18 protein-coding genes and 1 pseudogene are annotated in these 25020 nt (G+C 71.4%); 11 read left to right on the forward strand and 8 right to left on the reverse strand.

The genetic code is table 11. The annotated features are described in order from the left end of the window. Positions 1–34: 34 nt before the first annotated feature. Positions 35–1789 (reverse strand): NAD+ synthase, encoded by a 1755-nt coding sequence (locus QOM21_RS26140; RefSeq protein ID WP_407553463.1) that lies wholly within the window; start codon positions 1787–1789, stop codon positions 35–37. 420 nt (positions 1790–2209) lie between these two features. On the opposite strand from QOM21_RS26140, the gene QOM21_RS26145 reads away from it, so the two are divergent. Together QOM21_RS26145 and QOM21_RS26150 are read left to right on the forward strand one after the other, a co-directional pair. Then, positions 2210–3571 (forward strand): glutamine synthetase family protein, encoded by a 1362-nt coding sequence (locus QOM21_RS26145; protein ID WP_393892146.1) that lies wholly within the window; start codon positions 2210–2212, stop codon positions 3569–3571. A gap of 61 nt (positions 3572–3632) precedes the next feature. Next, positions 3633–6653 carry a bifunctional [glutamine synthetase] adenylyltransferase/[glutamine synthetase]-adenylyl-L-tyrosine phosphorylase gene (locus tag QOM21_RS26150; protein WP_407553464.1) on the forward strand — a complete coding sequence of 1007 codons (3021 nt, stop codon included), beginning with the start codon at positions 3633–3635 and terminating at the stop codon, positions 6651–6653. Positions 6654–6668: 15 nt separating this feature from the next. On the opposite strand, the gene QOM21_RS26155 is transcribed toward QOM21_RS26150, so the two are convergent. Then, positions 6669–7337, reverse strand: coding sequence for a TetR/AcrR family transcriptional regulator (locus QOM21_RS26155; protein WP_407553465.1), 669 nt, complete (start codon positions 7335–7337; stop codon positions 6669–6671). A gap of 188 nt (positions 7338–7525) precedes the next feature. On the opposite strand from QOM21_RS26155, the gene QOM21_RS26160 reads away from it, so the two are divergent. Together QOM21_RS26160 and QOM21_RS26165 are read left to right on the forward strand one after the other, a co-directional pair. Then, on the forward strand, positions 7526–9196 hold the full coding sequence (locus QOM21_RS26160; protein ID WP_407553466.1) for an APC family permease: 1671 nt from the start codon (positions 7526–7528) through the stop codon (positions 9194–9196). A 79-nt stretch (positions 9197–9275) separates the two neighbouring features. Next, the gene (locus tag QOM21_RS26165; RefSeq protein WP_407553467.1) at positions 9276–10916 is read left to right on the forward strand and encodes an amidohydrolase; all 1641 of its coding nucleotides are present in this window, start codon (positions 9276–9278) and stop codon (positions 10914–10916) included. A gap of 208 nt (positions 10917–11124) precedes the next feature. Here QOM21_RS26165 and QOM21_RS26170 read toward each other — a convergent pair whose 3' ends face one another. The 3 genes from QOM21_RS26170 to QOM21_RS26180 all read right to left on the reverse strand — a co-directional run bounded on the left by QOM21_RS26170 (position 11125) and on the right by QOM21_RS26180 (position 14833). Then, entirely contained in the window at positions 11125–11985 is an 861-nt protein-coding gene (locus tag QOM21_RS26170; RefSeq protein WP_407553468.1) for a phosphatase PAP2 family protein, read from the reverse strand. Positions 11986–12088: 103 nt separating this feature from the next. Further along, positions 12089–13138: a LacI family DNA-binding transcriptional regulator gene (locus QOM21_RS26175; RefSeq protein WP_407553469.1), complete on the reverse strand. Its 1050-nt coding sequence runs from the start codon at positions 13136–13138 to the stop codon at positions 12089–12091. A 24-nt stretch (positions 13139–13162) separates the two neighbouring features. Next, a complete protein-coding gene (locus QOM21_RS26180; protein ID WP_407553470.1) occupies positions 13163–14833 on the reverse strand; it encodes a glycoside hydrolase family 13 protein in 1671 nt (556 codons plus the stop codon). 239 nt (positions 14834–15072) lie between these two features. Here QOM21_RS26180 and QOM21_RS26185 point away from each other — a divergent pair, with 239 nt between their 5' ends. The 5 genes from QOM21_RS26185 to QOM21_RS26205 are packed head-to-tail and all read left to right on the forward strand — an operon-like array spanning position 15073 to position 20860. Then, a complete protein-coding gene (locus QOM21_RS26185) occupies positions 15073–16353 on the forward strand; it encodes an extracellular solute-binding protein (RefSeq protein WP_407553471.1) in 1281 nt (426 codons plus the stop codon). Between the two features lie 53 nt (positions 16354–16406). Continuing rightward, positions 16407–17285 (forward strand): carbohydrate ABC transporter permease, encoded by an 879-nt coding sequence (locus QOM21_RS26190; protein WP_407555824.1) that lies wholly within the window; start codon positions 16407–16409, stop codon positions 17283–17285. A 2-nt stretch (positions 17286–17287) separates the two neighbouring features. Next, the gene (locus tag QOM21_RS26195) at positions 17288–18205 is read left to right on the forward strand and encodes a sugar ABC transporter permease (protein WP_407553472.1); all 918 of its coding nucleotides are present in this window, start codon (positions 17288–17290) and stop codon (positions 18203–18205) included. A gap of 1 nt (position 18206) precedes the next feature. After that, complete coding sequence (locus QOM21_RS26200; protein ID WP_407553473.1) at positions 18207–19826, forward strand: glycoside hydrolase family 13 protein; 1620 nt, start codon at positions 18207–18209, stop codon at positions 19824–19826. Beyond that, on the forward strand, positions 19814–20860 hold the full coding sequence (locus QOM21_RS26205; protein ID WP_407553474.1) for a LacI family DNA-binding transcriptional regulator: 1047 nt from the start codon (positions 19814–19816) through the stop codon (positions 20858–20860). The genes QOM21_RS26200 and QOM21_RS26205 overlap by 13 nt, the downstream gene beginning before the upstream one ends. A gap of 16 nt (positions 20861–20876) precedes the next feature. Here QOM21_RS26205 and QOM21_RS26210 read toward each other — a convergent pair whose 3' ends face one another. The 3 genes from QOM21_RS26210 to QOM21_RS26220 all read right to left on the reverse strand — a co-directional run bounded on the left by QOM21_RS26210 (position 20877) and on the right by QOM21_RS26220 (position 22660). Then, the gene (locus tag QOM21_RS26210; protein ID WP_407553475.1) at positions 20877–21515 is read right to left on the reverse strand and encodes a DUF1266 domain-containing protein; all 639 of its coding nucleotides are present in this window, start codon (positions 21513–21515) and stop codon (positions 20877–20879) included. Positions 21516–21590: 75 nt separating this feature from the next. Beyond that, positions 21591–21839 carry a DUF397 domain-containing protein gene (locus QOM21_RS26215; protein WP_407553476.1) on the reverse strand — a complete coding sequence of 83 codons (249 nt, stop codon included), beginning with the start codon at positions 21837–21839 and terminating at the stop codon, positions 21591–21593. Beyond that, the gene (locus QOM21_RS26220) at positions 21836–22660 is read right to left on the reverse strand and encodes a helix-turn-helix domain-containing protein (RefSeq protein ID WP_407553477.1); all 825 of its coding nucleotides are present in this window, start codon (positions 22658–22660) and stop codon (positions 21836–21838) included. Before QOM21_RS26220 ends, QOM21_RS26215 begins: the two co-directional genes overlap by 4 nt. 169 nt (positions 22661–22829) lie before the next feature. On the opposite strand from QOM21_RS26220, the gene QOM21_RS26225 reads away from it, so the two are divergent. Next, positions 22830–23306, forward strand: coding sequence for an ATP-binding protein (locus QOM21_RS26225; RefSeq protein WP_407553478.1), 477 nt, complete (start codon positions 22830–22832; stop codon positions 23304–23306). 261 nt (positions 23307–23567) lie between these two features. Beyond that, positions 23568–24962: pseudogene (locus QOM21_RS26230) on the forward strand (alpha-amylase); the annotation flags it as partial. Positions 24963–25020: the final 58 nt, after the last annotated feature.

Here is a 25020-nt window from a genome sequence, read left to right on the forward strand (position 1 = left end):
CCCTTGCCGCACCCGGGCACCTGGCGGGGTCCCGTCAGGAGCCCTCACGCCAGCGGTTGGTGATCGGCAGGCGGCGGTCCTTGCCGAACCCCTTGGCGGAGATCTTGGTGCCCGGCGGGTACTGCCGGCGCTTGTACTCGGCGTGGTCGACCATCCGCAGCACCCGGGTCACCAGCTCCTCGTCGAAGCCCTGCGCCACGATCTCGTCGTGGCCCCGGTCGCGGTCGACATACAGCTCCAGCACGCGGTCCAAAACGTCGTAGTCGGGCAGCGAATCGGTGTCGACCTGGCCCGGGCGCAGCTCCGCGCTGGGCGGCTTGGTGAGGGTGTTCTCCGGGATCGGCGGGGTCTCGCCGCGCTCGGCGGCGGCCTGGTTGCGCCGGCGGGCCAGCTGGTAGACCACGGTCTTGTAGACGTCCTTGATCGGCCCGTACGCGCCCACCGAGTCGCCGTAGAGCGTCGAATAGCCGCACGCCAGCTCGGACTTGTTGCCCGGCGCGAGCACCAGATGGCCCTCCTGGTTGGAGATCGCCATCAGCGTCGTCCCGCGCAGCCGCGACTGCAGGTTCTCCTCGGCGAGCCCGGTCAGCCGCAGCGCGTCCATGTAGACGTCGAACATGGGCGCGATGGGCACGGTGCGCAGCGAAAGACCGGTGCGGCGGGCCAGTTCGGCCGCGTCGGTGAGCGAGTGCTCCGAGGAGTAGCGCGAGGGCATCGCGACGGCGTGCACATGCTCCGCGCCCAGCGCGTCGCAGGCGAGGGTGGCGACCAGCGCGGAGTCGATCCCGCCGGACAGCCCCAGGACCACGCTGTGGAAGCCGTTCTTGGCGATATAGGCGCGCAGCCCCACGACCAGCGCCGTGTAGATCTCGTCCAGGGCCGTCAGCCGTTCCGCCGGGCCGCCGGGCGCCTCGGGCGGGTAGGCCGGCAGCGGGTCGGCGGAGAGTACGACGTGTTCGACGCGGAGCCCGTCGTCCAGCACACCCGACAGCGGCTCGTCGGCCGCGGCCGGCAGCTCCAGGTCGACCAGCACGCAGGTCTCGGCGAACTGCGGAGCCCGCGCGATCACCCGGCCGTCCTTGTCGACGACGATCGAGTCGCCGTCGAAGACCAGCTCGTCCTGCCCGCCGGTCATCGCCAGATAGGCAGTGGTGCAGCCCGCCTCCCGGGCACGCCTGCGCACCAGTTCCAGGCGGGTGTCGTCCTTGTCCCGCTCGTAGGGCGAGGCGTTGACGGACACCAGCAGCCCGGCGCCCGCGCTGCGGGTCGCGGGCACCCGGCCGCCCTCCTGCCAGAGGTCCTCGCAGATGGCGAGCGCGACATCGACGCCGTGCACCCGCACGACGGGCAGTGTGTCGCCGGGGACGAAGTAGCGGAACTCGTCGAAGACGCCGTAGTTGGGCAGATGGTGCTTGGCGAAGGTCAGTGCCACCTCGCCGCGGTGCAGCACGGCGGCGGCGTTCTGCGGCGAGCCCGCGGGGAGCCCGTAGCGCGGCCGGTCCTGCGCGCAGCGGTCGAGGTAGCCGACGATCACCGGGAGGCCGCCCAGGCCCTCGTCGGCCAGCCGGCCGGCCAGCGCGCCCAGCGCCGTGCGGCTCGCCTCGACGAACGACGAACGCAGCGCCAGGTCCTCGACGGGGTAGCCGGTCAGGGCCATCTCGGGGAACGCGACGAGGTGCGCGCCCTGGTCGGCGGCCTGCCGGGTCCGGTGCACGATCGTCTCGGCGTTCCCGGCGAGGTCGCCGACGCAGGAGTCGATCTGTTGGAGGGCGAGACGAAGTTGAGGCACCTCGCCAGTCTAATCGTCTTTCTGACGCAATGGGGCTTGGCGGAGAACGGCGAGTGTCGCGGGGCCCGGTGGGCGGCCGTCGGAGCGGTCGGACGCAACCTACCCCGGCGGGGTATCCGCAGAGGGGTTGCGGACCGGCCGCGTGCCGGTCAGGGGTGCGGGGAAACGGGGCGCCCAACAGTGGGTCAACAAGGTGCCGTTTATCGCTCAAGAGTGCGCCAAGCCCCCCGATTGCCACCCCCGGTCGCGCTGAACGCGCGTCGGGCGGGAAGGATCGGGGCGGGGGTAACGGCCCGGCGGTTCTGCATCAGGCCAAGGGTGCGTAATGTGACGGTAACCCCCTCACGTGATACTGGTGTGCCACGCCGCGTTTGCCCACGAGCGTGGACAGGCCGATTGACCTGCAAGGATTGGTGACCCATGGACAAGCAGCAGGAGTTTGTGCTCCGAACGCTCGAGGAGCGCGATATCCGCTTCGTACGGCTGTGGTTCACCGACGTACTCGGGTTCCTCAAGTCCGTGGCCGTCGCCCCGGCGGAGCTGGAGCAGGCCTTCGACGAAGGCATCGGCTTCGACGGCTCCGCCATCGAGGGCTTCGCCCGTGTGTACGAGTCCGACATGATCGCGAAGCCGGACCCCGGGACCTTCCAGATCCTGCCGTGGCGGGCCGAGGCCCCCGGCACCGCCCGGATGTTCTGCGACATCCTGATGCCGGACGGCTCCCCCTCGTACGCCGACCCGCGCTACGTGCTCAAGCGCATCCTGGCCAAGACCTCCGACCTCGGGTTCACCTTCTACACCCACCCCGAGATCGAGTTCTTCCTGCTCAAGGACAAGCCCGTCGACGGCCAGCGGCCGACGCCCGGCGACTCCTCCGGCTACTTCGACCACACCCCGCAAAACGTCGGCATGGACTTCCGCCGGCAGGCCATCACGATGCTGGAGTCGATGGGCATCTCGGTGGAGTTCAGCCACCACGAGGGCGCGCCCGGCCAGCAGGAGATCGACCTGCGCTACGCCGACGCACTCTCCACCGCCGACAACATCATGACCTTCCGCCTGGTCATGAAGCAGGTCGCGCTGGAGCAGGGCGTGCAGGCCACGTTCATGCCCAAGCCGTTCTCGGAGTTCCCCGGCTCCGGCATGCACACCCACCTCTCGCTCTTCGAGGGCGACCGCAACGCCTTCCACGAGTCCGGCTCGGAGTACCAGCTCTCCAAGGTGGGCCGCTCCTTCATCGCCGGGCTGCTGCGGCACGCCGGCGAGATCTCCGCCGTCACCAACCAGTGGGTCAACTCCTACAAGCGCATCTGGGGCGGCGCCAACCGCACCGCGGGCGCCGGCGGCGAGGCCCCCTCCTACATCTGCTGGGGCCACAACAACCGCTCCGCGCTGATCCGCGTCCCGATGTACAAGCCCGGCAAGATGGGTTCCACCCGGGTCGAGGTTCGCTCGATCGACTCCGGCGCCAACCCGTACCTGACGTACGCGGTGCTGCTCGCCGCCGGACTCAAGGGCATCGAGGAGGGCTACGAGCTCCCGGCCGGCGCCGACGACGACGTCTGGGCGCTGTCGGACTCCGAGCGCCGCGCGATGGGCATCGAGCCGCTGCCGCAGAACCTGGGCGAGGCCATCGACCTGATGGAGCGCAGCGAGCTGGTCGCCGAGACCCTCGGCGAGCACGTCTTCGACTTCTTCCTCCGCAACAAGAAGCAGGAATGGGAGGAGTACCGCTCCGAGGTCACCGCCTTCGAGCTGCGCAAGATGCTGCCCGTGCTGTAGAGAGTCCGACGCACCCCGTGGAGCGTGCCCGCTCCACGGGGCGTCACCGAGAGGCTGCACCATGGCACCACCCGCTCCGCAGGGACGGCGGAGCAGCGCCTTCACCCGGCTGCTGAGGCACGGTTTCACCGACCCCTCGGCGGCAGGGCAGCTGCTCGACGCCCCCGAGTTCGCCGCGGTACGCGACGACTCGGTCCTGCTCGAAGCGCTCGGCGCCACCGCCGACCCCGATCTCGCGCTGCTCGGCCTGGCCCGGCTGGTGGAGGCGCAGGCAGCGGACGAGCAGCAGGCGCTGCTGAGCACGATCGTCTCGGCGAAGCCGGTGCGCGACCGGCTGCTGGGGGTGCTGGGGGCCTCCGAGGCCCTGGGCGACCATCTCGCCCGGCACCCGCACGACTGGCAGTCGCTGATCACCTACGAGTCGGTCGATCTGCACCCCACCACCCCCGAGTTCGAGCAGGCGCTGGCCGAGGGGATCTGGGGCGAGGGCGCGGACCGCTCGCGTGCGGACGCGCTGCGCGTCGCCTACCGCAGGGCGCTGCTGGGCATCGCCGCCCGCGACGTGTGCGGGACGACCGATGTCGCGGAGGCCGCGGCGGAGCTGGCGGATCTCGCCACCGCCACGGTCCGGGCGGCCCTGGAGATCGCCCACGAGGAGCAGCCGGAGGACGTCGCCCGCTGCCGGCTCTCCGTCATCGGCATGGGCAAGTGCGGTGGCCGCGAGCTGAACTACGTCTCGGACGTCGACGTCATCTTCGTCGCGGAGGCGAAGGACGGCGTCGAGGAGGCGGAGGCGGTCCAGGCCGCGACGCGGCTCGCCGCCCGGATGATGCGCCTGTGCTCGGACGTCACGGCCGAGGGCACCATCTGGCCGGTGGACGCCAATCTGCGTCCCGAGGGCCGCAACGGCCCGCTGGTGCGGACGCTGAGCAGCCATCTCGCCTACTACCAGCGATGGGCCAAGACCTGGGAGTTCCAGGCGCTGCTCAAGGCCCGCCCGATGGCCGGCGACCTGGAGCTGGGGCAGGAGTACGTCGACGCCCTCGCGCCCATGGTGTGGCAGGTCGCCGAACGGGAGAACTTCGTCGTCGACGTGCGCCAGATGCGCCGCCGTGTCGTGGCGAACATCCCCGCGGCCCAGGTCGACCGGGAGCTCAAGCTCGGGCCCGGCGGCCTGCGCGACGTCGAATTCGCCGTCCAGCTGCTCCAGTTGGTGCACGGCCGCAGCGATGCCACGCTCCGCAGCGCAACGACGCTCGACGCCCTGGGCGCGCTCGCGGCAGGCGGCTACGTCGGGCGCCAGGACGCCGCCGCCCTGGACGCCGCCTACCGCTTCCTGCGCACCCTGGAGCACCGCATCCAGCTGTTCCGGATGCGCCGGACGCATCTGATGCCGGAGGCAGAGGCGGATCTGCGGCGCCTGGCGCGCTCGCTGGGTCTGCGCACCGAGCCCGTGCAGACGCTGCGCAGGGAGTGGCGCTGGCATGCCCGCGAGGTGCGCCGGCTGCACGAGAAGCTGTTCTACCGGCCGCTGCTGGACGCCGTCGCGCATCTGGAGCCCGGCGAGACCCGGCTGTCCGCGAAGGCCGCGGGGCAGCGGCTGGAAGCCCTCGGCTACGCCGACCCGGTGGCCGCGCTGCGGCACCTGGAGGCGCTGTCGTCCGGCGTGACGCGCAAGGCCGCCATCCAGCGGACGCTGCTGCCGGTGCTGCTGTCCTGGTTCGCCGACTCCGCCGACCCGGACGCCGGACTGCTCAACTTCCGCAAGGTCTCCGACGCGCTGGGCAAGACCCCCTGGTATCTGCGGCTGCTCCGCGACGAGGGCGCGGCCGCCGAGAACCTCGCCCGGGTGCTGTCCGCCGGGCGCCTCGCCCCCGACCTGCTGCTGCGAGCCCCCGAGGCGGTGGCGCTGCTCGGCGCCTCCGACGGGCTCCAGCCGCGGAGCCGGGCCGCCCTGGAGCAGGAGGTGCTGGCGGCAGTGGGCCGCGCGGAGGGCGCGGAGGCGGGCGTCGCGGTGGCCCGAGGGGTGCGCAGGCGCGAGCTGTTCCGCACCGCCGCGGCCGACATCATCGGCGCGTACGGCACCGAGGGCACCCCCGCGGAGGAGGACCACGGCCACGCCATCGACGTCGTCGGCTCCGCAGTCTCCGATCTGAACGCCGCCACCCTCGCCGGCGCCCTGCGTGCCGCGGTCCGCGACCGGTGGGGCGACACCCTGCCCACCCGCTTCGCGGTGATCGGCATGGGCCGCTTCGGCGGCCACGAGCTGAGCTACGGCTCGGACGCCGATGTGCTGTTCGTGCACGAACCCCGCGAGGGCGCCGATGAGCACGAGGCCGCCAAAGCCGCGCAGGCCGTCGCCAACGAGATGCGCCGGCTGCTCGAACTCCCCTCCTCCGACCCGCCGTTGCCGATCGACGCCGATCTGCGCCCGGAGGGCAGGTCGGGCCCGCTGGTGCGCACCCTCGCCTCCTACGGCGCCTACTACCGGCGTTGGTCGCTGGTCTGGGAGTCACAGGCGCTGCTGCGCGCCGAACCGGTCGCCGGGGACATGGAGTTGGGGCAGCGGTTCATCGAGCTGATCGACCCGCTGCGCTATCCGGCCGAGGGCCTCGGTGAGGACGCGGTCCGCGAGATCCGCCGGCTCAAGGCCCGTATGGAGTCCGAGCGGCTGCCGCGTGGCGCCGACCCGACGACCCACGCCAAGCTGGGGCGCGGCGGCCTGAGCGACGTCGAATGGACGGTACAGCTGCTCCAGATGCGGCACGGCTGGGAGATCCCCGGGCTGCGCACGACCCGCACCCGCGAGGCGCTGGCGGCCGCACACGCCGCCGAGCTGATCGGCACCGAGGACGCCCGGACGCTGGACGAGGCATGGGTGCTGGCGGCCCGGGTGCGCAACGCCGTGATGCTGGTGCGCGGCCGCCCCGGCGACACCTTCCCGGTGGACGGCCGTGAGCTGGCGGCGGTCGGCCGCTACCTCGGCTACGAGGAGGGCCACGTCGGGGAGATGCTCGACGACTACCGCCGGATCACCCGGCGGGCGCGCGGCGTGGTGGAGGAACTCTTCTACAAGGGGTGAGCGCCGGGGCTCCGCTCACGCCGACGAGCCGCCCCGGCCGTCCCCGCCGCGATCGCCGTCCGCGCCGTCCGTCGGCTCCCGGTGCTGGTGCAGCTCTGCCCGTACGCGCTCCATGACGCCGGCGAGCGACAGCTCGAAGGCGTGGTCCGCGCGGGCGGGACCGGCGGCGGCCAGTGCGTGCGCCAGCCGGGGTGCGTCGGCCTCGTCCGCCTCCCACATGGTCGCCGGGGCGGCCAGATCCAGTGCGGAGCCCAGCACCACGTTCTCCAGCGCCGCGATCACCGGGATGACGTCGGACGGGGCGAAGCCGGCGTCCAGCAGCAGCCCGGCCGCCCGCTCGTACTGGGCGATGACTTTCGGGGCGCGCACCGGTGAGGCGGTGAGCAGCGGGATGGCGCGCGGGTGGGCGGCGAAGGCGGCGCGGTAGGAGCGCGCCCAGGACTCCAGCGCCGTGTCCCAGCGGGCGGCCTCCAGCGACGAGGGGTCGATGGCGTCGGCCACCCGCTCCCGCAGCAGTTCGATCACCCCGGCGCGGCCCTCGACATGGTGGTACACCGAGGCGGTCTGCACGCCGAGGGCCCTGGCGATCTGCGGGACGCTGAACTCACCCTGCTCGTCGACGAGTCGCAGTGCCGTCGCGGCGATCCGCGCCCGGTCGAGCAGCGGCTTGCGCGGCCTGCCCATGTCGTCTCCCACCCGTGAGGTCTTCCCGAATCGTACGGGCGGGGGTTACATTGCAAAAACCGAAAGGCTTTAGGTTTCTGCTTCAGGTTCCCGCCGCGGTCCCGCCGCCCCGCCGTGCCATCCGCACACGTGCCGGGCCGGCCGTCGCCCGGCGCCCCCGCTCCCCGCCGCAGAAGGGCACCAGCGCCATGGCCGTAGAGCCCGAGACCCGCGACGGGTCGCGCACGCGACCGTCCGGCCCACCCGGTCCCGCCGACCGCCCCGCTCCCTCCGATCCGACCGCACCGGCCACGCCGCAGCAGCCCGCCGGGCTGCGCCGCGCCACCCTCGGCGTCGCGGACATCGCCTTCTTCGTCATCTCCGCCGCCGCCCCGCTCACCGTGATGGCCGGGGTCGCCCCGCTCGCCATCGGTATCGGCGGTCTCGGCGCACCCGTCGGCTACCTGCTCGCCGGCGCCACCCTCGCCCTCTTCGCGGTCGGCTTCACGACCATGACGCGGCACGTCCGCAACGGCGGCGGCTTCTACGCCTACATCACCCGCGGCCTCGGCCGCCCGGCCGGCTTCGGCGCCGCCACCGTGGCCCTGCTCGCCTACAACGGCATGCAGATCGGCGTCTACGGGCTGCTCGCCACCGGCACCCAGGACGCTCTCGAAGCGCTCTGGGGTGTCCACGTCCCCTGGCCGCCCATCGCGGTGGCGGGCGTCTTCGTCATCTGGTTCCTCGGCTACCGCAGCATCGACTTCGGGGCCAAGGTGCTCGGCGTGCTGCTGGTCGCCGAGACCGGCATCCTCGTCCTGCTCGCCGGGGGAGTGCTGTTGCGCGGCGGGGCGGAGGGCCTCGCGCCGGACTCCTTCACCCCCGGCAACGTCCTGGTCCCCGGCACCGGCGCGGTCCTGGCCTTCGCCTTCGCCGCCTTCACCGGATTCGAGTCCACCGCCATCTACCGCCGCGAGGCCCGTGATCCGTCGCGCACCGTCCCGCGCGCCACCTACATCGCGGTCGCCTTCCTCGGCCTCTTCTACGCCTTCACCGTCTGGATCGTCATCCAGGCGTTCGGCGCCGACGACGTCATCCGGGCCGCCACCTCCGACCCGGCCGGGCTGTTCTTCACCGCCACCACCGAGTACGTCGGCGGCTGGGCCGCCGACCTGATGCACGTCTTCATCGTCACCAGCATCCTCGCCTCCCAACTGGCCTTCCACAACGCGATCAACCGCTACGGCCTCGCGCTGTCCCAGGAAGGCGTGCTGCCCGCCGCGATCGGCCGGATCCACCCCCGCCACCGCTCGCCGTACCTGGCCGGAGCGGTGCAGAGCGCCGTGGCGCTGGTCATCGTCATCGGCTTCGCGGCGGCCGGCGCGGACCCCTACCAGCAGCTGCTGCTGTGGATGAACACCCCGGGAATGCTGGGCCTGTTGGCGCTCCAGGCGGTCACGGCCGTCGCCGTGCCCTGCTACTTCCGGCGCTTCGCCCACCGCGAGGGCGCGCTGCGCACCGTGGTCGCGCCGATCGCCGCCACCGTGCTGATGCTCGGTGCCCTGTGGCTGGTCGTCGCCAAGATCGGCCTGATGACGGGGGCGCCGTTCGCCACCAACACCGCGCTGGTGCTGACCGTTCCCGCGGCCTTCGTCCTCGGTCTCCTCCTCGCCCGCCGCGTCCGCCGCACCCGGCCCGAGGTCTACGCGGGCTTCGCCGCGGAACCGGCGGAGGAGCAGGACGCCCCGCACGCGGCACCCGGCGACGTGCCGCCCGACCTCCCGCAGGACGGATCGCACCACGTACGGGACGAGGCGTCCCGGCCGGAGCCCGTCGGCGAGGCCCCCGCCGGTCCGGGCGCCGGGCGCCCCGCTCCCTGACCCGCCGCCTCACCCCGCCGCTGTCCGCACTCGCGCATCCCCGCGCCCCACCAGCACCACCTCACCCCAAGGAGCCCTCGTGCCGTCCGCCCCCACAGCCCTCACCGCCGCCGACACCGTGCTGACCGGTGCGCGGGTACGCACCCTCGATCCGGAGCGCCCCTGGGCCGAGGCCGTCGCCGTCAAGGACGGCCGGATCGTCGCGGTGGGCGACGAGCGGGACGTACGGGACTGGCGGGGCGCGGCGACCGAGATCGTCGACCTGGCCGGGGCCACCCTGACCCCCGGACTGGTCGACGGGCACAGCCACCCCGTCTGGGGCGTCGAGATGGCCACCGGCCTCGACCTCTCCGGCTGCCGCGACCTCGACGCCCTGCGCACCGCACTGGCCGCGGCGGCTCGCGCCCTGCCGCCCGGCGGCTGGGTGACCGGCTGGGGCCTGGACCACAACGTCTTCGGCGACCGCCCCGTCCACCGGGACCTGATCGAGGAAGCGCTGGGTGGCGCCCCCGGGTTCATCCGCCTCTACGACGGCCATTCGGCGCTGGCCTCCGGCCGCGCGCTGGAGGCCGCGGGCATCACGGGGCCGCGCGAGTTCGCCCAACGGGCCAGCGTCGTCTGCGACCCGACGGGACGGCCCACCGGGCATCTCGTCGAACACGCCGCCATGAACCTGCTGTTGCCCGTCATGCCGCGTCCCTCGGCGGCCGACCGCCGGGCCCGGCTGCTCGGGCTGCTGGGCGAGATGGCCGCCAACGGCCTGACCGGCGCCCACGTCATGGACCTGGAGGACACCGACGCCCCGGAGCTGCTGGCCGGCATCGAGGCGGACGGTGAACTCCCCCTGCGGCTGCGGCTCGCCCCCTGGTGCATGCCCGGCGTCGGCAAGGAGGAGCTCGACCACCTCGTCGAGTTGCAGCGGCTGGGCGGCCGGCACTGGCAGGTCGGCGGCGTGAAGTTCTTCATGGACGGCACCGTGGAGGGCGGCACGGCGTGGCTGGAGCACGCCGACTGCCACGGCCAGGGCACCGCCGCCTTCTGGCCCGACCCGGCCGCGTACACCCACGCCGTGCACCACCTCGCGCGGGCCGGTGTCCGCACCGCCACCCACGCCATCGGCGACGCCGCTGTACGGCACGTCCTGGACACCGTCGAGCTGCTCGGCGGGGAACCGGCGGCCGGCCCGTACCGGCACCGCATCGAGCACATCGAGACGGTGCCGGACGGGCAGCTGCCGAGGTTCGCCCGGCTCGGCGTGGTGGCCTCGATGCAGCCCACCCACACCGCCTACACCCGCGCCGACCACACCGACGCCTGGTCCCAGCGGGTCGGCGCGGAACGCGCGGGACGGGCCTGGCGCTGCCGCGATCTGCGCGACGCCGGTGCGGTGCTCGTCCTGGGGTCCGACTGGCCCATCGCGCACCACGACCCGCGCGAGGTCCTGGCCACGGCCCGGCTGCGACGCCCCGCGGGCGGGCACCACATCACCCCCGTCACCCCGGAGCAGGCCCTCACCGGCCTGATGGCCCTGGAGGGCCTCACCTCGCACGCGGCGCTCGCTGCGGGGGAGGAGGCCGAGGCCGGGCGTATCGCCCCCGGCTACCGGGCCGACCTCACGGCCCTGGCCGTGGACCCGGTGACCGCACCGGCCGACGAGGTGGGCACGGCTCCCGTGCGGCTGACCATGACCGGCGGCCATGTCACCCACCGGTCGTCCTAGTGCGCGCCACCGCGCCAACCGGCTGATCATCGTGTGCGGTTGACCGCCCGGGGCGGGCTCCGCTGCTCGCCCCGGGCAACCGAATTCCGGCGGTGGAGGGGACCCCGGGCCGAATAGATATACATGCGGGCCGACTGCGCCGACTACTCCGATCGGGTGACGCCGACCCCTCCCGGGCCCCCGGCCCGGGAGCCGCCCCGGAAGCCCTTCACCGGGCCTTGAGCAGGCTCGCGGTGGGGGCGCTCACATAGCGCGCCAGGCGGTGCGGCAGCGTGCCGTACCAGGCGAGGGCCAGTGCGAAGCCGAAGGTCAGGCAGAGGATGCCGCCGACGGCGTCCAGCCAGAAGTGGTTGGCGGTGGCAACGATGACCACCAGCGTCGTGGCGGGATAGAGCAGCCCCAGGAGCCTCGCCCACAGCGGCTTCGCCAGCAGGGCGATGGTGATGCCGCACCACAGCGACCAGCCGATGTGCATCGAGGGCATCGCGGCGTACTGGTTGGACATCGAGGCCAGGTTGCCGGACGCCATCGAGCCCCAGGTGTCGTGTTTGATCACGGTGTCGACGAAGCCGCCGCCCGGCATCAGTCTGGGTGGCGCCAACGGATAGAAGTAGTAGCCGAGCAGTGCGACGCCGGTGGTGGCGAAAAGGGCCATCCGAGCTGCGGCGTAGCGGCCGGGATGCCAGTGGTAGAGCCACACCAGGACCGCGATGGTCACGATGAAGTGCAGGGTCGCGTAGTAGTAGTTCATCGACACGATCAGCCACGTCACGGAATCCACCGCGTGGTTGACGCTGTGCTCCACGGCGACGCCGAGCGACTGCTCCGCGCGCCAGATCCAGTCGGCGTTCCGCAGCGCCTGGGTCTTCTGCTCCGGTACCGCGTTGCGGACGAGTGAGTACGTCCAGTAACCGAGTCCGATCAGCAGGATCTCGAACCACAGACGGGGCGCGCGAGGGGTCCGCAGCCGGGCCAGGCGGCCACCGCCCGAAGGGTGGTCCGCGCTCTCCCCGTTGGGTTTCGGGGCGGCCGTCCGACCTTCCAAGGTCCTCACATTCGCATCACCCATAGGCAGACAGTCTGCCAGAAAGCGGCATGTCGCCGATCATCCTTCGGGCGGGTATTCGAGGTCCCGTATCGGTCTTCAGGGGGAGGCGTGACCCCCGCCCGCGTCAGGGTGTGCGGAAGGGTTTGGGAACCTTCGCGGCTTTTGGTGCGGAGGCGGTTGAACCGCGAACGACCAGTTCCGGGTGGAAGACGAACTCGCTGTGCGGGGCGGGGGTACCGCCGATCTCCTCCAGGAGCGCGCGGACCGCGGCCTGCCCCATCGCGGGCACCGGCTGCCGGATCGTGGTCAGCGGCGGGTCGGTGAAGGCGATGAGCGGGGAGTCGTCGAAGCCGACCACGGACATCTCGCGCGGGACATCGAGCCCGCGCTGCCGCGCGGAGCGGATCGCGCCGAGCGCCATCATGTCGCTGGCGCAGACGATGGCCGTACAGCCGCGGTCGATCAGCGCACCGGCCGCGGCCTGGCCGCCTTCGAGGGTGTAGAGGGAGTGCTGGATGAACTGCTCCGCCTCGGCGGGGCCCAGGTCGAGGTGTTCCTGCACGCTGCGCAGGAAGCCCTCGATCTTCCGCTGGACGGGCACGAAGCGCTTGGGGCCGAGCGCCAGGCCGATCCGCCGGTGGCCGAGCGCGACGAGGTGGGTGACCGCCAGGTGCACCGCTGCGCGGTCGTCGGGCGAGACGAACGGTGCCTGCACCTTGTCGGAGAAGCCGTTGATGAGGACGAACGGCACGCCCTGGCCGCGCAGCTGCTCGTAGCGCTGCATATCGGCGGTGGTGTCGGCGTGCAGTCCGGAGACGAAGATGATGCCGGCGACCCCGCGGTCCACGAGCATCTCGGTGAGCTCGTCCTCGGTGGAGCCGCCCGGCGTCTGCGTCGCGAGCACCGGCGTATAGCCCTGGCGGGTCAGCGCCTGCCCGATGACCTGGGCGAAGGCCGGGAATATCGGGTTCTCCAGCTCCGGCGTGATCAGGCCGACCAGTCCGGCGCTGCGCTGCCGCAGCCGCACCGGGCGCTCGTAGCCGAGCACGTCGAGTGCGGCAAGCACGGACTGGCGGGTGGTGGCGGAGACGCCGGGCTTCCCGTTGAGAACCCGGCTGACGGTGGCCTCGCTGACACCCGCCTGCACTGCGATATCGGCCAGCCGGGCGGTCATGTGTGGGACTTTACCGTTCGCGTGTCAGATTGCCCACCAGGTGCAGCTGTCGCCCGGGAGCACCGCGATGCCGCCGTCGACGCGCGCAGGTGTGCTGGAGAGCAGCGGCTGTCCGGGCAGCGGGAGTTCGACGTCGCGGCCGAGGGTGTTGAGGGTGCACAGCACGCCGGGGCGGGAGAACGCCAGCACTCCCTCGGGGGCCGGCTGCCAGCTCATCCGGCCGTCGCCCAGCCCCGGCAGGCTCCGGCGCAGTGCCAGCGCGGAGCGGTACAGCTCCAGGGTGGAGGACGGGTCGCCGGTCTGCGCGGCGACGGTCAGCGCCCGCCAGTCGGCGGGCTGCGGCAGCCAGCTCCCGCCGGGGCCGAAGCCGTACGGCGGGTGCTCGCCGGACCACGGCAGCGGCACCCGGCAGCCGTCGCGGAAGCCGTCCTGCCCGCCGGGGTCGGCGAGGCCGTCGGGGGCGAGTTCGGTGTCGGCGCCGGAGCCCGCGGCACCGAGGCCCAACTCGCCGCTGCCGCCCCGGAAGAAGGCCGGGTCCTGGCGTACCTCGTCGGGCAGGTCGGTGACCTCGGGCAGGCCCAGCTCCTCGCCCTGGTAGAGGTAGGCGGAGCCGGGGAGCGCGAGCATCAGCAGGGTGGCGGCGCGGGCGCGGTCGAGGCTGCCGCCCAGGCGCGTGGTGTGCCGTACGACGTCGTGGTTGGAGAGCACCCAGGTGGTGGGGGCACCGACCGAGGCGGTGGCGGCGAGCGAGTCGTCGATGACCGAGCGCAGCGCGTCGACGCGCCAATCGGCGTTCAGGAACTGGAAGTTGAACGCCTGGTGCAGCTCGTCGGGGCGTACGTAGAGCGCGAGGCGTTCGGCGCTGGGGGCCCATGCCTCGGCGACGCCGATGCGCTCGCCGTCGTAGGAGTCCAGCAGCCGGCGCCAGGTGCGGTGGATGGCGTGCACGCCGTCCTGGTCGAAGAACGGCAGGACCTGGGTGCCGATCAGTTTGGCCTGCTGGCCGTGGCCGATGTCCGGCAGGCCGGGTGCCTTGACCATGCCGTGGGCGACGTCGATGCGGAAGCCGTCCACGCCGAGGTCCAGCCAGAAGCGCATGATCGCGGTGAATTCGGCGTGCACGTCCGGGTTGTCCCAGTCGAGGTCGGGCTGCTCGGGGGCGAAGAGGTGGAGGTACCAGTCGCCCCGGTCGGTGCGGGTCCAGGCAGGTCCGCCGAAGACCGACTCCCAGTCGTTGGGCGGCAGTTCGCCGCTTTCGCCCTTGCCGGGCCGGAAGATGTAGCGCGCGCGGGCGAGGTCGGGGTCCTGGAACCAGGGGTGCCGGTCGGAGGTGTGGTTGGGGACGATGTCGACGATCACCCGCAGGCCGGCTCCGTGGGCGGAGCGGATCAGGTCGTCGGCGTCCTGGAGGTCGCCGAAGAGCGGGTCGACGGCGCGGTAGTCGGCGACGTCGTAGCCGCCGTCGGCCTGCGGTGAGGCGTAGAAGGGCGTGAGCCAGACGGCGTCCACACCCAGATCCTTGAGATGGGGCAGGCGCTCGCGGACGCCGCGCAGGTCGCCGATGCCGTCGCCGTCGCTGTCGGCGAAGGAGCGGACGTACACCTGGTAGATGACGGCGTCGCGCCACCACCTCGGGCCTCGGCCCGGTCCTGACGACTGGCGGGCGGGGGTGGGGGAGGTGAGCTCCTGGGTCATCTGCCGTCCCTGTCGAGGTCGAAGAAGTCGAGGTCGAAGGGGCGGTCGCCCTTCACGCACTCAACGCTCGGGCGCCCGCGGGGTGACGGGGGAGCGGTCGGGCGGAAGGTGCCGTTCCGGCCATAGCGCTGCACATCGTTCCAGCATTCTTGCAGAAATTTGCCGCAAGGTCTTTCGGTTTGATTGCGGCGCTGTTACGTTCCAGACCGCCATCTGAGGCATTTCCCTAAGGAGTTCACATGCGGCGTGGCATACGTGGCATTTCCGCCACCGCGCTGGTAGCGGGCCTTGCACTGGCAGCGACGGCGTGCGGCGGCGGGGGTGAGAGCGGCGGCAACGACAACAGCGGGGGCGAACTGTCCGGAACCGTTACGTTCTGGGACACCTCCAACGACGCCGAGAAGGCGACGTACCGCAAGCTCGCCGAGGGGTTCGAGAAGGAGCACCCCAAGGTCGACGTCAAGTATGTGAGCGTGCCGTTCGGCGACGCCAACGCCAAGTTCAAGAACGCGGCGGGCGGCAACTCCGGCGCCCCGGATGTGATGCGCACCGAGGTCGCCTGGGTCGCCGACTTCGCCAACCTCGGCTACCTCGCCCCGCTGGACGGTACCGCCGCCCTCGACAAGGCCGACGACTACCTCCCGCAGGCGCTCGGCAGCACGAAGTTCAAGGGCAAGACCTATGCCGCGCCGCAGGTCATCGACACCCTCGGGCTCTTCTACAACAAGAAGATCCTCAAGGACGCGGGCGTCGCGGTGCCCAAGACGTTCGCCGAGCTGACCGCCGCCGCGAAGAAGATCAAGTCCAAGACCGGCGCCACCGCCCTCTACCTGCGCGGCGACGACCCCTACTGGTTCCTGCCCTACCTCTACGGCGAGGGCGGCGACATGGTCGACGCCCGCGACAAGATCGTCGAGATCGACGACGGCGCCGGCGTGAAGGCGTTCAGGACCATCAAGAACCTGGTCGACTCCAAGGCCGCCGTCACCGACGCCACCGACGGCCAGGAGAACCAGCTCAAGGCCCTCAAGGACGGCACCGTCGCGATGGCGGTCGACGGCCCCTGGGACATCGAGGGCGCCCGCGCCGGCAAGGCGTTCAAGGACAAGGACAACCTCGGCGTCGCCCCGGTCCCCGGCGGCGAAACCGCCCATGGCTCCCCGCAGGGCGGCTGGAACCTCTCCGTCTACGCCGGCACCAAGAACCTCCAGGCGTCCTACGCCTTCGTGAAGTACATGAGCTCGGCCAGGATCCAGCAGCAGACCACCGAGAAGCTCAGCCTGCTGCCCACCCGCAAGTCGGTCTACGACGTGCCGGCCGTCAAGAACAACGAGATGGTCAAGTTCTTCAAGCCCGCCGTCGACGGCGCCGTCCAGCGCCCCTGGATCGCCGAGGGCAACTCGCTCTTCGAGCCGATCAAGGTGCAGATGAACAAGGTGCTCACCGGCGCCTCCACGCCCGAGCAGGCCGCCAAGGCGACCGGCGACGCCTACCGGAAGCTGCTCAAGGACTACAAGTGACCTTTGCTGTACGGGTGCGCAGGGCGCTCGGCACCCACTGGTACGCATGGACGATGATCGCCCCGGTGGTACTCGTCATCGGGGTGATCATCGGCTACCCGCTGGTGCGCGGCGCCTATCTCTCGCTCACCGATGCCAACGAAGCCAACGTCGAGCGCACGATCGGCGTCAACCACATCCCGGCCACCCACGAATTCGTCGGCCTGGACAACTACAAGGCGATCCTCTCCGACAGCGTCTTCTGGGACCGCCTGGGCTGGACCGTGCTGTGGACGGTCGGCTGCGTCTCGCTGACCTTCCTGCTCGGCCTCGCCCTGGCGAACATGCTGAACCGGAAGCTGCGCGGACGCACCGTCTACCGGCTGGCGCTGATCCTGCCCTGGGCCATCCCCGCCTTCATCTCCGTCTTCACCTGGCGGATGCTCTACAACGAGAAGAACGGCATCCTCAACAAGCTGCTGGCCGGCGGCGGCATCGACGCCGTCCCGTGGCTCAACGACCCTTCCTGGGCCAAGCTCTCGGTCATCGCCGTCAACGTGTGGCTGGGCGTGCCCTTCATGCTCGTCGCGCTGCTCGGCGGACTGCAGTCCATACCGGGCGAGCTGTACGAGGCCGCCGAGATGGACGGCGCGGGACCCTGGCAGCGGTTCCGCAACATCACGGTGCCGGGACTGCGCGCGGTGAGCAGCACGGTGATCCTGCTCTCCACCATCTGGACCTTCAACATGTTCCCGGTGATCTTCCTGCTCACCAGGGGCGGGCCGGGCGACGCCACCGAGATCCTGGTGACCTACGCCTACCGGCTCTCCTTCATCGACAGCCCACGCAACTTCTCCGAGTCCGCGGCCTGGGGCGTTCTGATCCTGGTGATGCTCTCGCTCGTCGCGGTGGTCTACCGCCGGGCGCTGCGCAAGCAGGGAGAGGTGTGGTGACCATGACTCCTACGACAGCGAAGCCGGCGCCCGCCACGACAGCGAAGGCGGCGCCCGCCACGAGAGCGAAGGCGGCGCAGGACCGCCGTGGCCGCCGCGACCGGCGCACGCCCCTGGCCTCCGTCGGGCTGCACCTCGGCCTGCTGATCGCCGCAGTCGTCGCGGTGTTCCCGCCGCTGTGGCTGCTGGTGACGTCCTTCAAACCGCGCGACGACGCCTTCTCCACCCAGCTCGTCACCCATTTCACCTTCGCCAACTACCGCCATGTGCTGGCCGACACCGAGTTCCTGACCTGGTTCGGCAACTCCGTGATCATCGTCGGGGTGACCACCGTCCTCGGTGTGTTCATCGCGGCCACCACCGGCTACGCCGTCAGCCGCTTCCGCTTCCCCGGGATGCGCCCGCTGATGTGGCTGCTGCTGATCACCCAGATGTTCCCGGTCGCGGTGCTGATCGTGCCGCTGTACAACCTGATGGCGAGCCTGGGCCTGCTCAACCAGCCCACCGGCCTGATCATCACGTACCTGACGATCGCGGTGCCGTTCTGCGCCTGGATGATGAAGGGCTTCTTCGACACCATCCCCGCGGAGATCGACGAATCCGGCCGGGTCGACGGCCTGAACCCGTTCGGCACTTTCTGGCGGCTGGTGCTGCCGCTGGCCCGCCCGGGCCTCGCCGTCACCGGCTTCTACACCTTCGTCACCGCCTGGGCCGAGGTCGCCTACGCCTCCGCCTTCATGACGGGCGAGGAGAACCTGACGCTCGCCGGCGGCCTGCAGACCTTCGTCAACCAGTACACCAACGACTGGGGTTCGATGACCGCGGCGGCCGTGATCATCGCCGTGCCCGCCGCGCTGGTCTTCGCCTTCGCCCAGCGCCACCTCGTATCCGGACTGACCGCCGGCACCACCAAGGGATGACATGACCCAGCATTACGCCGACCCCTCCGCCCGGACGGGCAGCGACTCCGGCGCCCCGACCGGATGGTGGCGCGACGCGGTGATCTACCAGGTCTATCCGCGCAGCTTCGCCGACGGCAACGGTGACGGCATGGGGGACCTGGAAGGTATCCGCAGCCGCCTGCCGTACCTGCGTGACCTGGGCGTGGACGCCGTCTGGCTGAGCCCGTTCTACGCCTCGCCGCAGGCCGACGCGGGCTACGACGTCGCCGACTACCGCGCCATCGACCCGATGTTCGGCACCCTGCACGACGCCGACGCCGTCATCCGCGAGGCCCACGGCCTGGGCCTGCGCATCATCGTCGACGTCGTGCCGAACCACTGCTCCGACCGGCACGAGTGGTTCCAGCAGGCGCTGCGCGAGGGCCCCGGCTCACCGCTGCGCGAACGCTTCCACTTCCGGCCCGGCCGCGGCCCGGACGGCGAACTGCCGCCCAACGACTGGGAGTCCATCTTCGGCGGCCCCGCCTGGACCCGGCTCCCGGAGCCCGACGGGCAGTGGTACCTCCACCTGTTCGCGCCCGAGCAGCCCGACTTCAACTGGGACCACCCCGCCGTCCAGGACGAGTTCCGCTCCATCCTGCGCTTCTGGCTGGACATGGGCGTGGACGGCTTCCGGGTGGACGTGGCCCACGGCCTCGTCAAGGCCCCGGGCCTGCCGGACATGGGCCAGGGCGAGCAGCTGAAGCTGCTCGGCAACCAGGTGCTGCCGTTCTTCGACCAGGACGGCGTCCACGAGATCTATCGCTCCTGGCGCACCGTCCTCGACGAGTATGCCGGCGACCGGATCGCGGTCGCCGAGGCATGGACGCCCAGCGCCGACCGCACCGCGCTCTACCTCCGCCCGGACGAGCTGCACCAGGCGTTCAACTTCCACTACCTGAACACCGGTTGGGACGCGGCCGCGCTCCGCGCCACCATCGACGAGTCACTGGACGCGATGCGTCCGGTCGGGGCCCCCACCACCTGGGTGCTCTCCAACCACGACGTCGTACGGCACCGCACCCGCCTCGGCGGCGGACTGGACCGCGCCCGTGCCGCCGCCCTGCTGATGCTGGCGCTGCCCGGTTCCGCGTACGTCTACCAGGGCGAGGAGCTGGGCCTGCCCGAGGTCACCGACCTGCCCGACGAGGTCCGCCAGGACCCGTCCTTCTTCCGGGAGTCCGGCCAGGACGGCCTGCGCGACGGCTGCCGGGTGCCGCTCCCGTGGAGTGGTGAGACGGCGCCGTACGGCTTCGGCTCCGGCGGCAGCTGGCTGCCGCAGCCCGCCGACTGGCGCGAGCTGACCGTCGCGGCCCAGACCGGCGCCCCCGCCTCCACCCTGGAGCTGTACCGGGCCGCACTGGCCCTGCGGCGCACCCACCCCGGGCTCGGGGCGGGGGACGCGGTGGAGTGGCTGGACGCGCCGGACGGCGTGCTGGCCTTCCGACGGCCCGGCGGCCTGGTGTGCACGGTCAACACCACGGGCGCCCCGGTCCGCCTGGACGCCCCCGGCCGGATGCTCCTCGCCTCCCGCCAACTGGCGGCCGTGGGCGACGTGTTCGACCTTCCCGCCGACACCGCCGTCTGGTGGGAGGTGTGACCCTTCCCGCGTCCCGCGCCACCCCGCGGCTCGCCGACATCGCCGCGCAGGCGCAGGTCAGCGAGGCGACCGCCAGCCGGGTCCTGAACGGCAAGGCGGGCGTCGCGGCGAGCACCCGGCAGCGGGTGCTCGCCGCGCTAGACGTCCTCGGCTACGAGCGGCCGGTGCGGCTGCGCCGCCGCAGCGCCGGCCTGGTCGGCCTCGTCATCCCCGAACTCACCAACCCCATCTTTCCGGCCTTCGCCCAGATCATCGAGCAGTCCCTGGCCGGCCACGGCTACACCCCGGTGCTCTGTACGCAGATGCCGGGCGGCGCGACGGAGGACGAACTCGTCGAGCAGCTGGAGGAACGCGGCGTCACCGGCATCGTCTTCCTGTCCGGCCTGCACGCGGACACCGGCGCCGACCCGGCCCGCTACGCCCGGCTGGCCTCCCGCGGCGTCCCGTTCGTGCTCATCAACGGCTACAACGAGCACATCGACGCTCCCTTCGTCTCACCCGACGACGGCGCCGCGGCCCGGATGGCCGTGCGCCACCTGGCCGAACTGGGTCACCGCCGGATCGGGCTGGCCGTCGGCCCGTCCCGGTACGTGCCCTCGCGCCGCAAGGCCGAGGGCTTCGTGGCGGCGCTGGGCGAGTCGTTCGGCCTGTCGAGGGGGCAGGCCGAACGGCAGGTCCGGCACACCCTGTTCAGCGTCGAGGGCGGCCACGCGGCGGCGGCCACCCTGCTCGACGACGGTTGCACGGGCATTGTCTGCGGCAGCGACCTGATGGCCCTGGGCGTGGTCCGCGCGGCCCGCCAGCGCGGGCTGACCGTTCCCGGCGATGTCTCGGTCGTCGGCTTCGACGACTCCCAGCTGATCGCCTTCACCGACCCGCCGCTGACCACGGTGCGGCAGCCGGTCCAGGCGATGGCCACGGCGGCGGTCGGCGCGCTGATCGAGGAGATCCAGGGAAACCCGGTCCAGCGCACCGAGTTCGTCTTCCAGCCGGAGCTGGTGGTGAGGGGGTCGACGGGGCGGGTACGGGGGTGAGCGCCGGGCGGGGCGGTCAGTGCCCGCCGGTGCGCTGGTCGGCCCGGTGGATGGTCTCCCACGGGACCTGCTGCCAGGGACTTTCGCCGTTCGCGGGGTCCAGCAGGCTCCGCACCGCGCTGACGGTCTCCTCCTGCGATCCGTTCCATTCGGCGCCGGCCGAGCGCATCCACAGCTCCCGCCCGGCCACGAAGTCGTCGGCGAACTCCCGCCAGGAACGGTAGGTCTGCGCCACGGGTGCCACGGCGTTGCTCAGCAGCTGCCAGGCGCCCGGCTCGTCGACGTACCCGGCGGCGAACCCGGCCCGCACGATGCAGACGTAGCGGCCGAAGTCCCATGCCACCGGCTGGCGGCCGAGCACCGGAGCCATCTGGATCCGGTGGCCCTCGGTGGCCAGCCACCGCAGGGTCGAGTGGAAGCTCTCGGGCGAGGTGACGCCCCAGCTGCTCTTCAGGCTCACCCGGGGTTGCGTGGAATTGATCCGCTTCAACGGGTAGAGCGCCAGGTGACGATGGCCGTAGCTGCGCTCCGCGAGGATCGCGTCGAGGGAGACGATCCACTTCTGATGGTCGGTCAAGGTGGCGGGGTAGCGCTTGTGCGCCGGTCGTCCGATGGCCATCTTCACCAGCGCGACGGCCATGATTCCTATGTTCATGACACGCCATCCTCACAGAGCCGACCCGCCGGGACGACGCGAGGCCCGACGGCCCGGTGCCGTACGAGGCGGCGGTCAGGCAGCGTGCACGGCGTACGAGACGAACTCGGCCCAGGCGGAGGCCGGGACGGCGAGCTGGGGGCCGGCGAGGTTCTTGGAGTCGCGGATGTGGATGGTGGTGGGGCAGGCGGCGATCTCTACGCAGCTGTCGCCTTCGGGGCCGCTGTAGCTGGACTTCTGCCAGGAGAGGGCGATTTCTACGCAGCTGTCGCCCGAGCTGCCGCTGTAGCTGCTCTTGAACCAGGCCAGTTCGTCAGTGCTCATAACGCTCCTCGCATCTGCTTCAGCAGGCCCCGGGAGTCCTCGGGGGTGAGGGCCTGTGAACGCAGTTTTGCATACCGCATATGGAGGGTGCTGATCGTCTTCGGGTCGGAGAGAAACTGTCCGCTCTCCTGGCCCTCGCAGTATCCGAGCCACTGATTGTTCGGAGTCTCCAGCAGCTGGATCGGACCGTCCATTCCGGCGTGAACGCCCCTTCCCAGAGGAATGACTTGGAACTCAACATTCCGCAGCCGCGCCGAGCACTCCAGCACGTGGTCGATGAGTGCTCGGCTGGTCTCCACGCCACCCGTCCGCCGCTGGAGGATGTGCTCATCGACGATGAAGCTGAACGCCGTATTCGGCCTGGTCCGCAGCAGCTCCTGGCGCGCCAGACGGGCCGCCACCTGGGTCTCGGACTCCTCGTCGGTCAGCGGCGGGACGCGCTCGTCGAACAGCGTCCGTGCGTACGCTTCCGTCTGCAGCAGGCCAGGAATCAACCGGCATTCGTAGGTGTACAGGCTGATCGCCTGCTCCTCCAGCTCGGCCCACTGCCGGAACCAGGCGGCTAAGCCGGGCTGCCTCGACAGATATTGCGCCGCGGCCTTCAGCACGCCGAGCGCATCCAGAACTTCCCCCGCCCGCTCGATGAACCGTGGCGGCGGCAGTCGTCGCCCCTGCTCGATGGAGGCGACCGTCGCCGGTGAGAACTGCACCCGTCGGGCCAGTGCCTCCTGCGTCATCTCCGCCCGCTCCCGGAACGCCTTGAGTACCGCACCGAACTGCTTGAGGCTGTCCGTGGATTCCGGCTCGCCGTTGCCGCTCATTCCGGCCCCTCCCATGGTGTCGTCCGCACAACACGTCCATGGTCACGGTCCGTTACGCGCGCCGTCTACCCCAAGTACCCGCACGCACACCCTCCGTACGGGCAGCGTACGGGCTCCGTAGGGTCGGAAACCCTGGTCACGGCACCGCGTGGGCACCACCGTTGGCCCCATGTCAGCCCACGCCGCCCACCGCACCCCGCAAGACCCGCTCACCGTACGTATGTTCACGCAACGATTCAGCGCCACCCGCCTCGGGGCCCGGCTCGCCCGGCATCTCGCCGTTCATCAGCTCGACCTGTGGGGCTTCCCGTACGGCAGCGAACTCTCAGATTCCGCCGCCGTGATCGTCGGCGAACTGGCCGCCAATGCGGCCACCCACGGTCGCGTGCCCGGCCGGGACTTCGAACTGCGCCTCATGCGACTGCCCGGCTCCGCCCGTCCCGGCACGCTCCGCATCGAGGTCGCCGACACGCGGGCGGAGAAACGCCCGCCGGCCGCCGGCGCGCTCGAACTCCCGCCGTCGGACGCCGAATACGGCCGCGGACTGCTGCTCGTCGCGGCGCTCGCCACCTGCTGGACGGTCCTGGACCGGCCGCCCGTCGGCAAGATCGTCCGCGCCGAACTCGACCTGCCGGACCATGCCTAGGGCGAGTCCCGTGGGTCCGGTCCGACCGGCCGGGCGCGTGGGGTCAGGCCGACGGGTCGGCCGTCCCCCCGGCCGGCCGGACCGGGGCTCGTTGTTGAACGTAACACCGTTGCAATGTTTTGCGTAAGACCTTGCAACGTGGCTTTCCGACAGCTAGAACCGTCAACATCAGGGGCGCAGTCGGCTGTCGGCACCCCTTCAACGGCCTTTCGGGCACGGCGCGTTGCCGAGCAAGGTCACTCCACCCCCTCAGGAGGAACCATGCTGCACCGGATCAGGCAAGCCACCCGCAGACCCGCGGCTGCCGCCCTCGCCCTGGTGGCGGGCGCGGCAGCCTTCCTGGTGCCCCAGCAACCGGCCCAGGCCGCGCCGCCCGGAGACAAGGACGTCACCGCCGTCCTCTTCGAGTGGCGCTTCGAGTCGGTCGCCGCGGAGTGCCGCAACACCCTGGGCCCCGCCGGATACGGCTACGTCCAGGTGTCGCCGCCCCAGGAACACATCCAGGGCGCGCAGTGGTGGACCTCGTACCAGCCGGTCAGCTACAAGATCGCCGGTCGGCTCGGCGACCGCACGGCCTTCGCGAACATGGTGGCCACCTGCCACGCCGCCGGGGTCGAGGTCGTCGCCGACACCGTCATCAACCACATGTCGGCCGGGTCCGGCACCGGTACGGGCGGCTCGTCGTACACCAAGTACGACTACCCGGGCACCTACTCCGTCCACGACTTCGACGACTGCACCGCGCAGGTCACCAATTACAACGACCGCTGGAACGTCCAGCACTGCGAACTCGTCGGCCTCGCCGACCTCGACACCAACGAGCCGTACGTCCGCGGCCGCATCGCCGCCTACCTCAACGACCTGCTGTCCCTCGGCGTCGACGGCTTCCGTATCGACGGTGCCAAGCACATCGCCGTCGACGACCTCGCCGACATCAAGAACAGGCTCAGCAACCCACAGGCGTACTGGAAGCAGGAAGCCATCTTCGGCGCGGGCGAGGCCGTCTCCCCGGACGAATACCAGGGCACCGGCGACGTGCAGGAGTTCCGCTACGCCCGGGACCTCAAACGGGTCTTCACCGGCGAGAACCTCGCCTACCTGAAGAACTACGGCGAGGGCTGGGGATATCTCCCCGGCGCCAAGGCCGCGGTCTTCGTCGACAACCACGACACCGAGCGCGGCGGCGACACCCTCAGCTACAAGGATGGGGCCAACTACACCCTCGCCAACGTCTTCATGCTGGCCTGGCCCTACGGTGCGCCCGACGTCCACTCCGGCTACGAGTTCACCGACCGGGACGCCGGTCCGCCGCTCGGGGGCAAGGTCAATGCCTGCTGGCAGGACGGGTGGAAGTGCCAGCACAAGTGGCCCGAGATCGCGAGCATGGTCGCCTTCCGCAACACCGTGCGCGGCGGCGCCGTCACCAACTGGTGGGACAACGGCGGCGACGCCATCGCCTTCGGGCGCGGTGACAAGGGCTACGTCGTGATCAACCACGAGAGTTCCGCCCTCAGCCGCACCTTCCAGACCTCACTGCCGGCCGGCGGCTACTGCGATGTGCAGAGCGGGCGGGCGGTGACCGTCGACGGCTCGGGCCGCTTCACCGCGACCCTGGCCGCCAACACCGCGCTGGCCCTCCACCAGGGGGCGCGCACGGGCTGCTGACACCGGACCCGGCCGGTGGCCCCGCGGCCACCGGCCGGGCGGGCGGCAC

The sequence above is a fragment of the Streptomyces sp. Pv4-95 genome, assembly GCF_045782725.1.
In the GTDB taxonomy this organism is placed as follows: Bacteria; Actinomycetota; Actinomycetes; order Streptomycetales; family Streptomycetaceae; genus Streptomyces.

Bases quoted from the DNA above. Each gene is read 5' to 3' on its own strand.
- QOM21_RS26145 (WP_393892146.1), top strand. From the start codon at position 2,210: ATGGACAAGCAGCAGGAGTTTGTGCTCCGAACGCTCGAGGAGCGCGAT.
- QOM21_RS26150 (WP_407553464.1), top strand. From the start codon at position 3,633: ATGGCACCACCCGCTCCGCAGGGACGGCGGAGCAGCGCCTTCACCCGG.
- QOM21_RS26155 (WP_407553465.1), bottom strand. From the start codon at position 7,337: ATGGGCAGGCCGCGCAAGCCGCTGCTCGACCGGGCGCGGATCGCCGCG.
- QOM21_RS26160 (WP_407553466.1), top strand. From the start codon at position 7,526: ATGGCCGTAGAGCCCGAGACCCGCGACGGGTCGCGCACGCGACCGTCC.
- QOM21_RS26170 (WP_407553468.1), bottom strand. From the start codon at position 11,985: ATGGGTGATGCGAATGTGAGGACCTTGGAAGGTCGGACGGCCGCCCCG.
- QOM21_RS26175 (WP_407553469.1), bottom strand. From the start codon at position 13,138: ATGACCGCCCGGCTGGCCGATATCGCAGTGCAGGCGGGTGTCAGCGAG.
- QOM21_RS26180 (WP_407553470.1), bottom strand. From the start codon at position 14,833: ATGACCCAGGAGCTCACCTCCCCCACCCCCGCCCGCCAGTCGTCAGGA.
- QOM21_RS26185 (WP_407553471.1), top strand. From the start codon at position 15,073: ATGCGGCGTGGCATACGTGGCATTTCCGCCACCGCGCTGGTAGCGGGC.
- QOM21_RS26190 (WP_407555824.1), top strand. From the start codon at position 16,407: ATGATCGCCCCGGTGGTACTCGTCATCGGGGTGATCATCGGCTACCCG.
- QOM21_RS26195 (WP_407553472.1), top strand. From the start codon at position 17,288: ATGACTCCTACGACAGCGAAGCCGGCGCCCGCCACGACAGCGAAGGCG.
- QOM21_RS26200 (WP_407553473.1), top strand. From the start codon at position 18,207: ATGACCCAGCATTACGCCGACCCCTCCGCCCGGACGGGCAGCGACTCC.
- QOM21_RS26210 (WP_407553475.1), bottom strand. From the start codon at position 21,515: ATGAACATAGGAATCATGGCCGTCGCGCTGGTGAAGATGGCCATCGGA.
- QOM21_RS26215 (WP_407553476.1), bottom strand. From the start codon at position 21,839: ATGAGCACTGACGAACTGGCCTGGTTCAAGAGCAGCTACAGCGGCAGC.
- QOM21_RS26220 (WP_407553477.1), bottom strand. From the start codon at position 22,660: ATGAGCGGCAACGGCGAGCCGGAATCCACGGACAGCCTCAAGCAGTTC.
- QOM21_RS26225 (WP_407553478.1), top strand. From the start codon at position 22,830: ATGTCAGCCCACGCCGCCCACCGCACCCCGCAAGACCCGCTCACCGTA.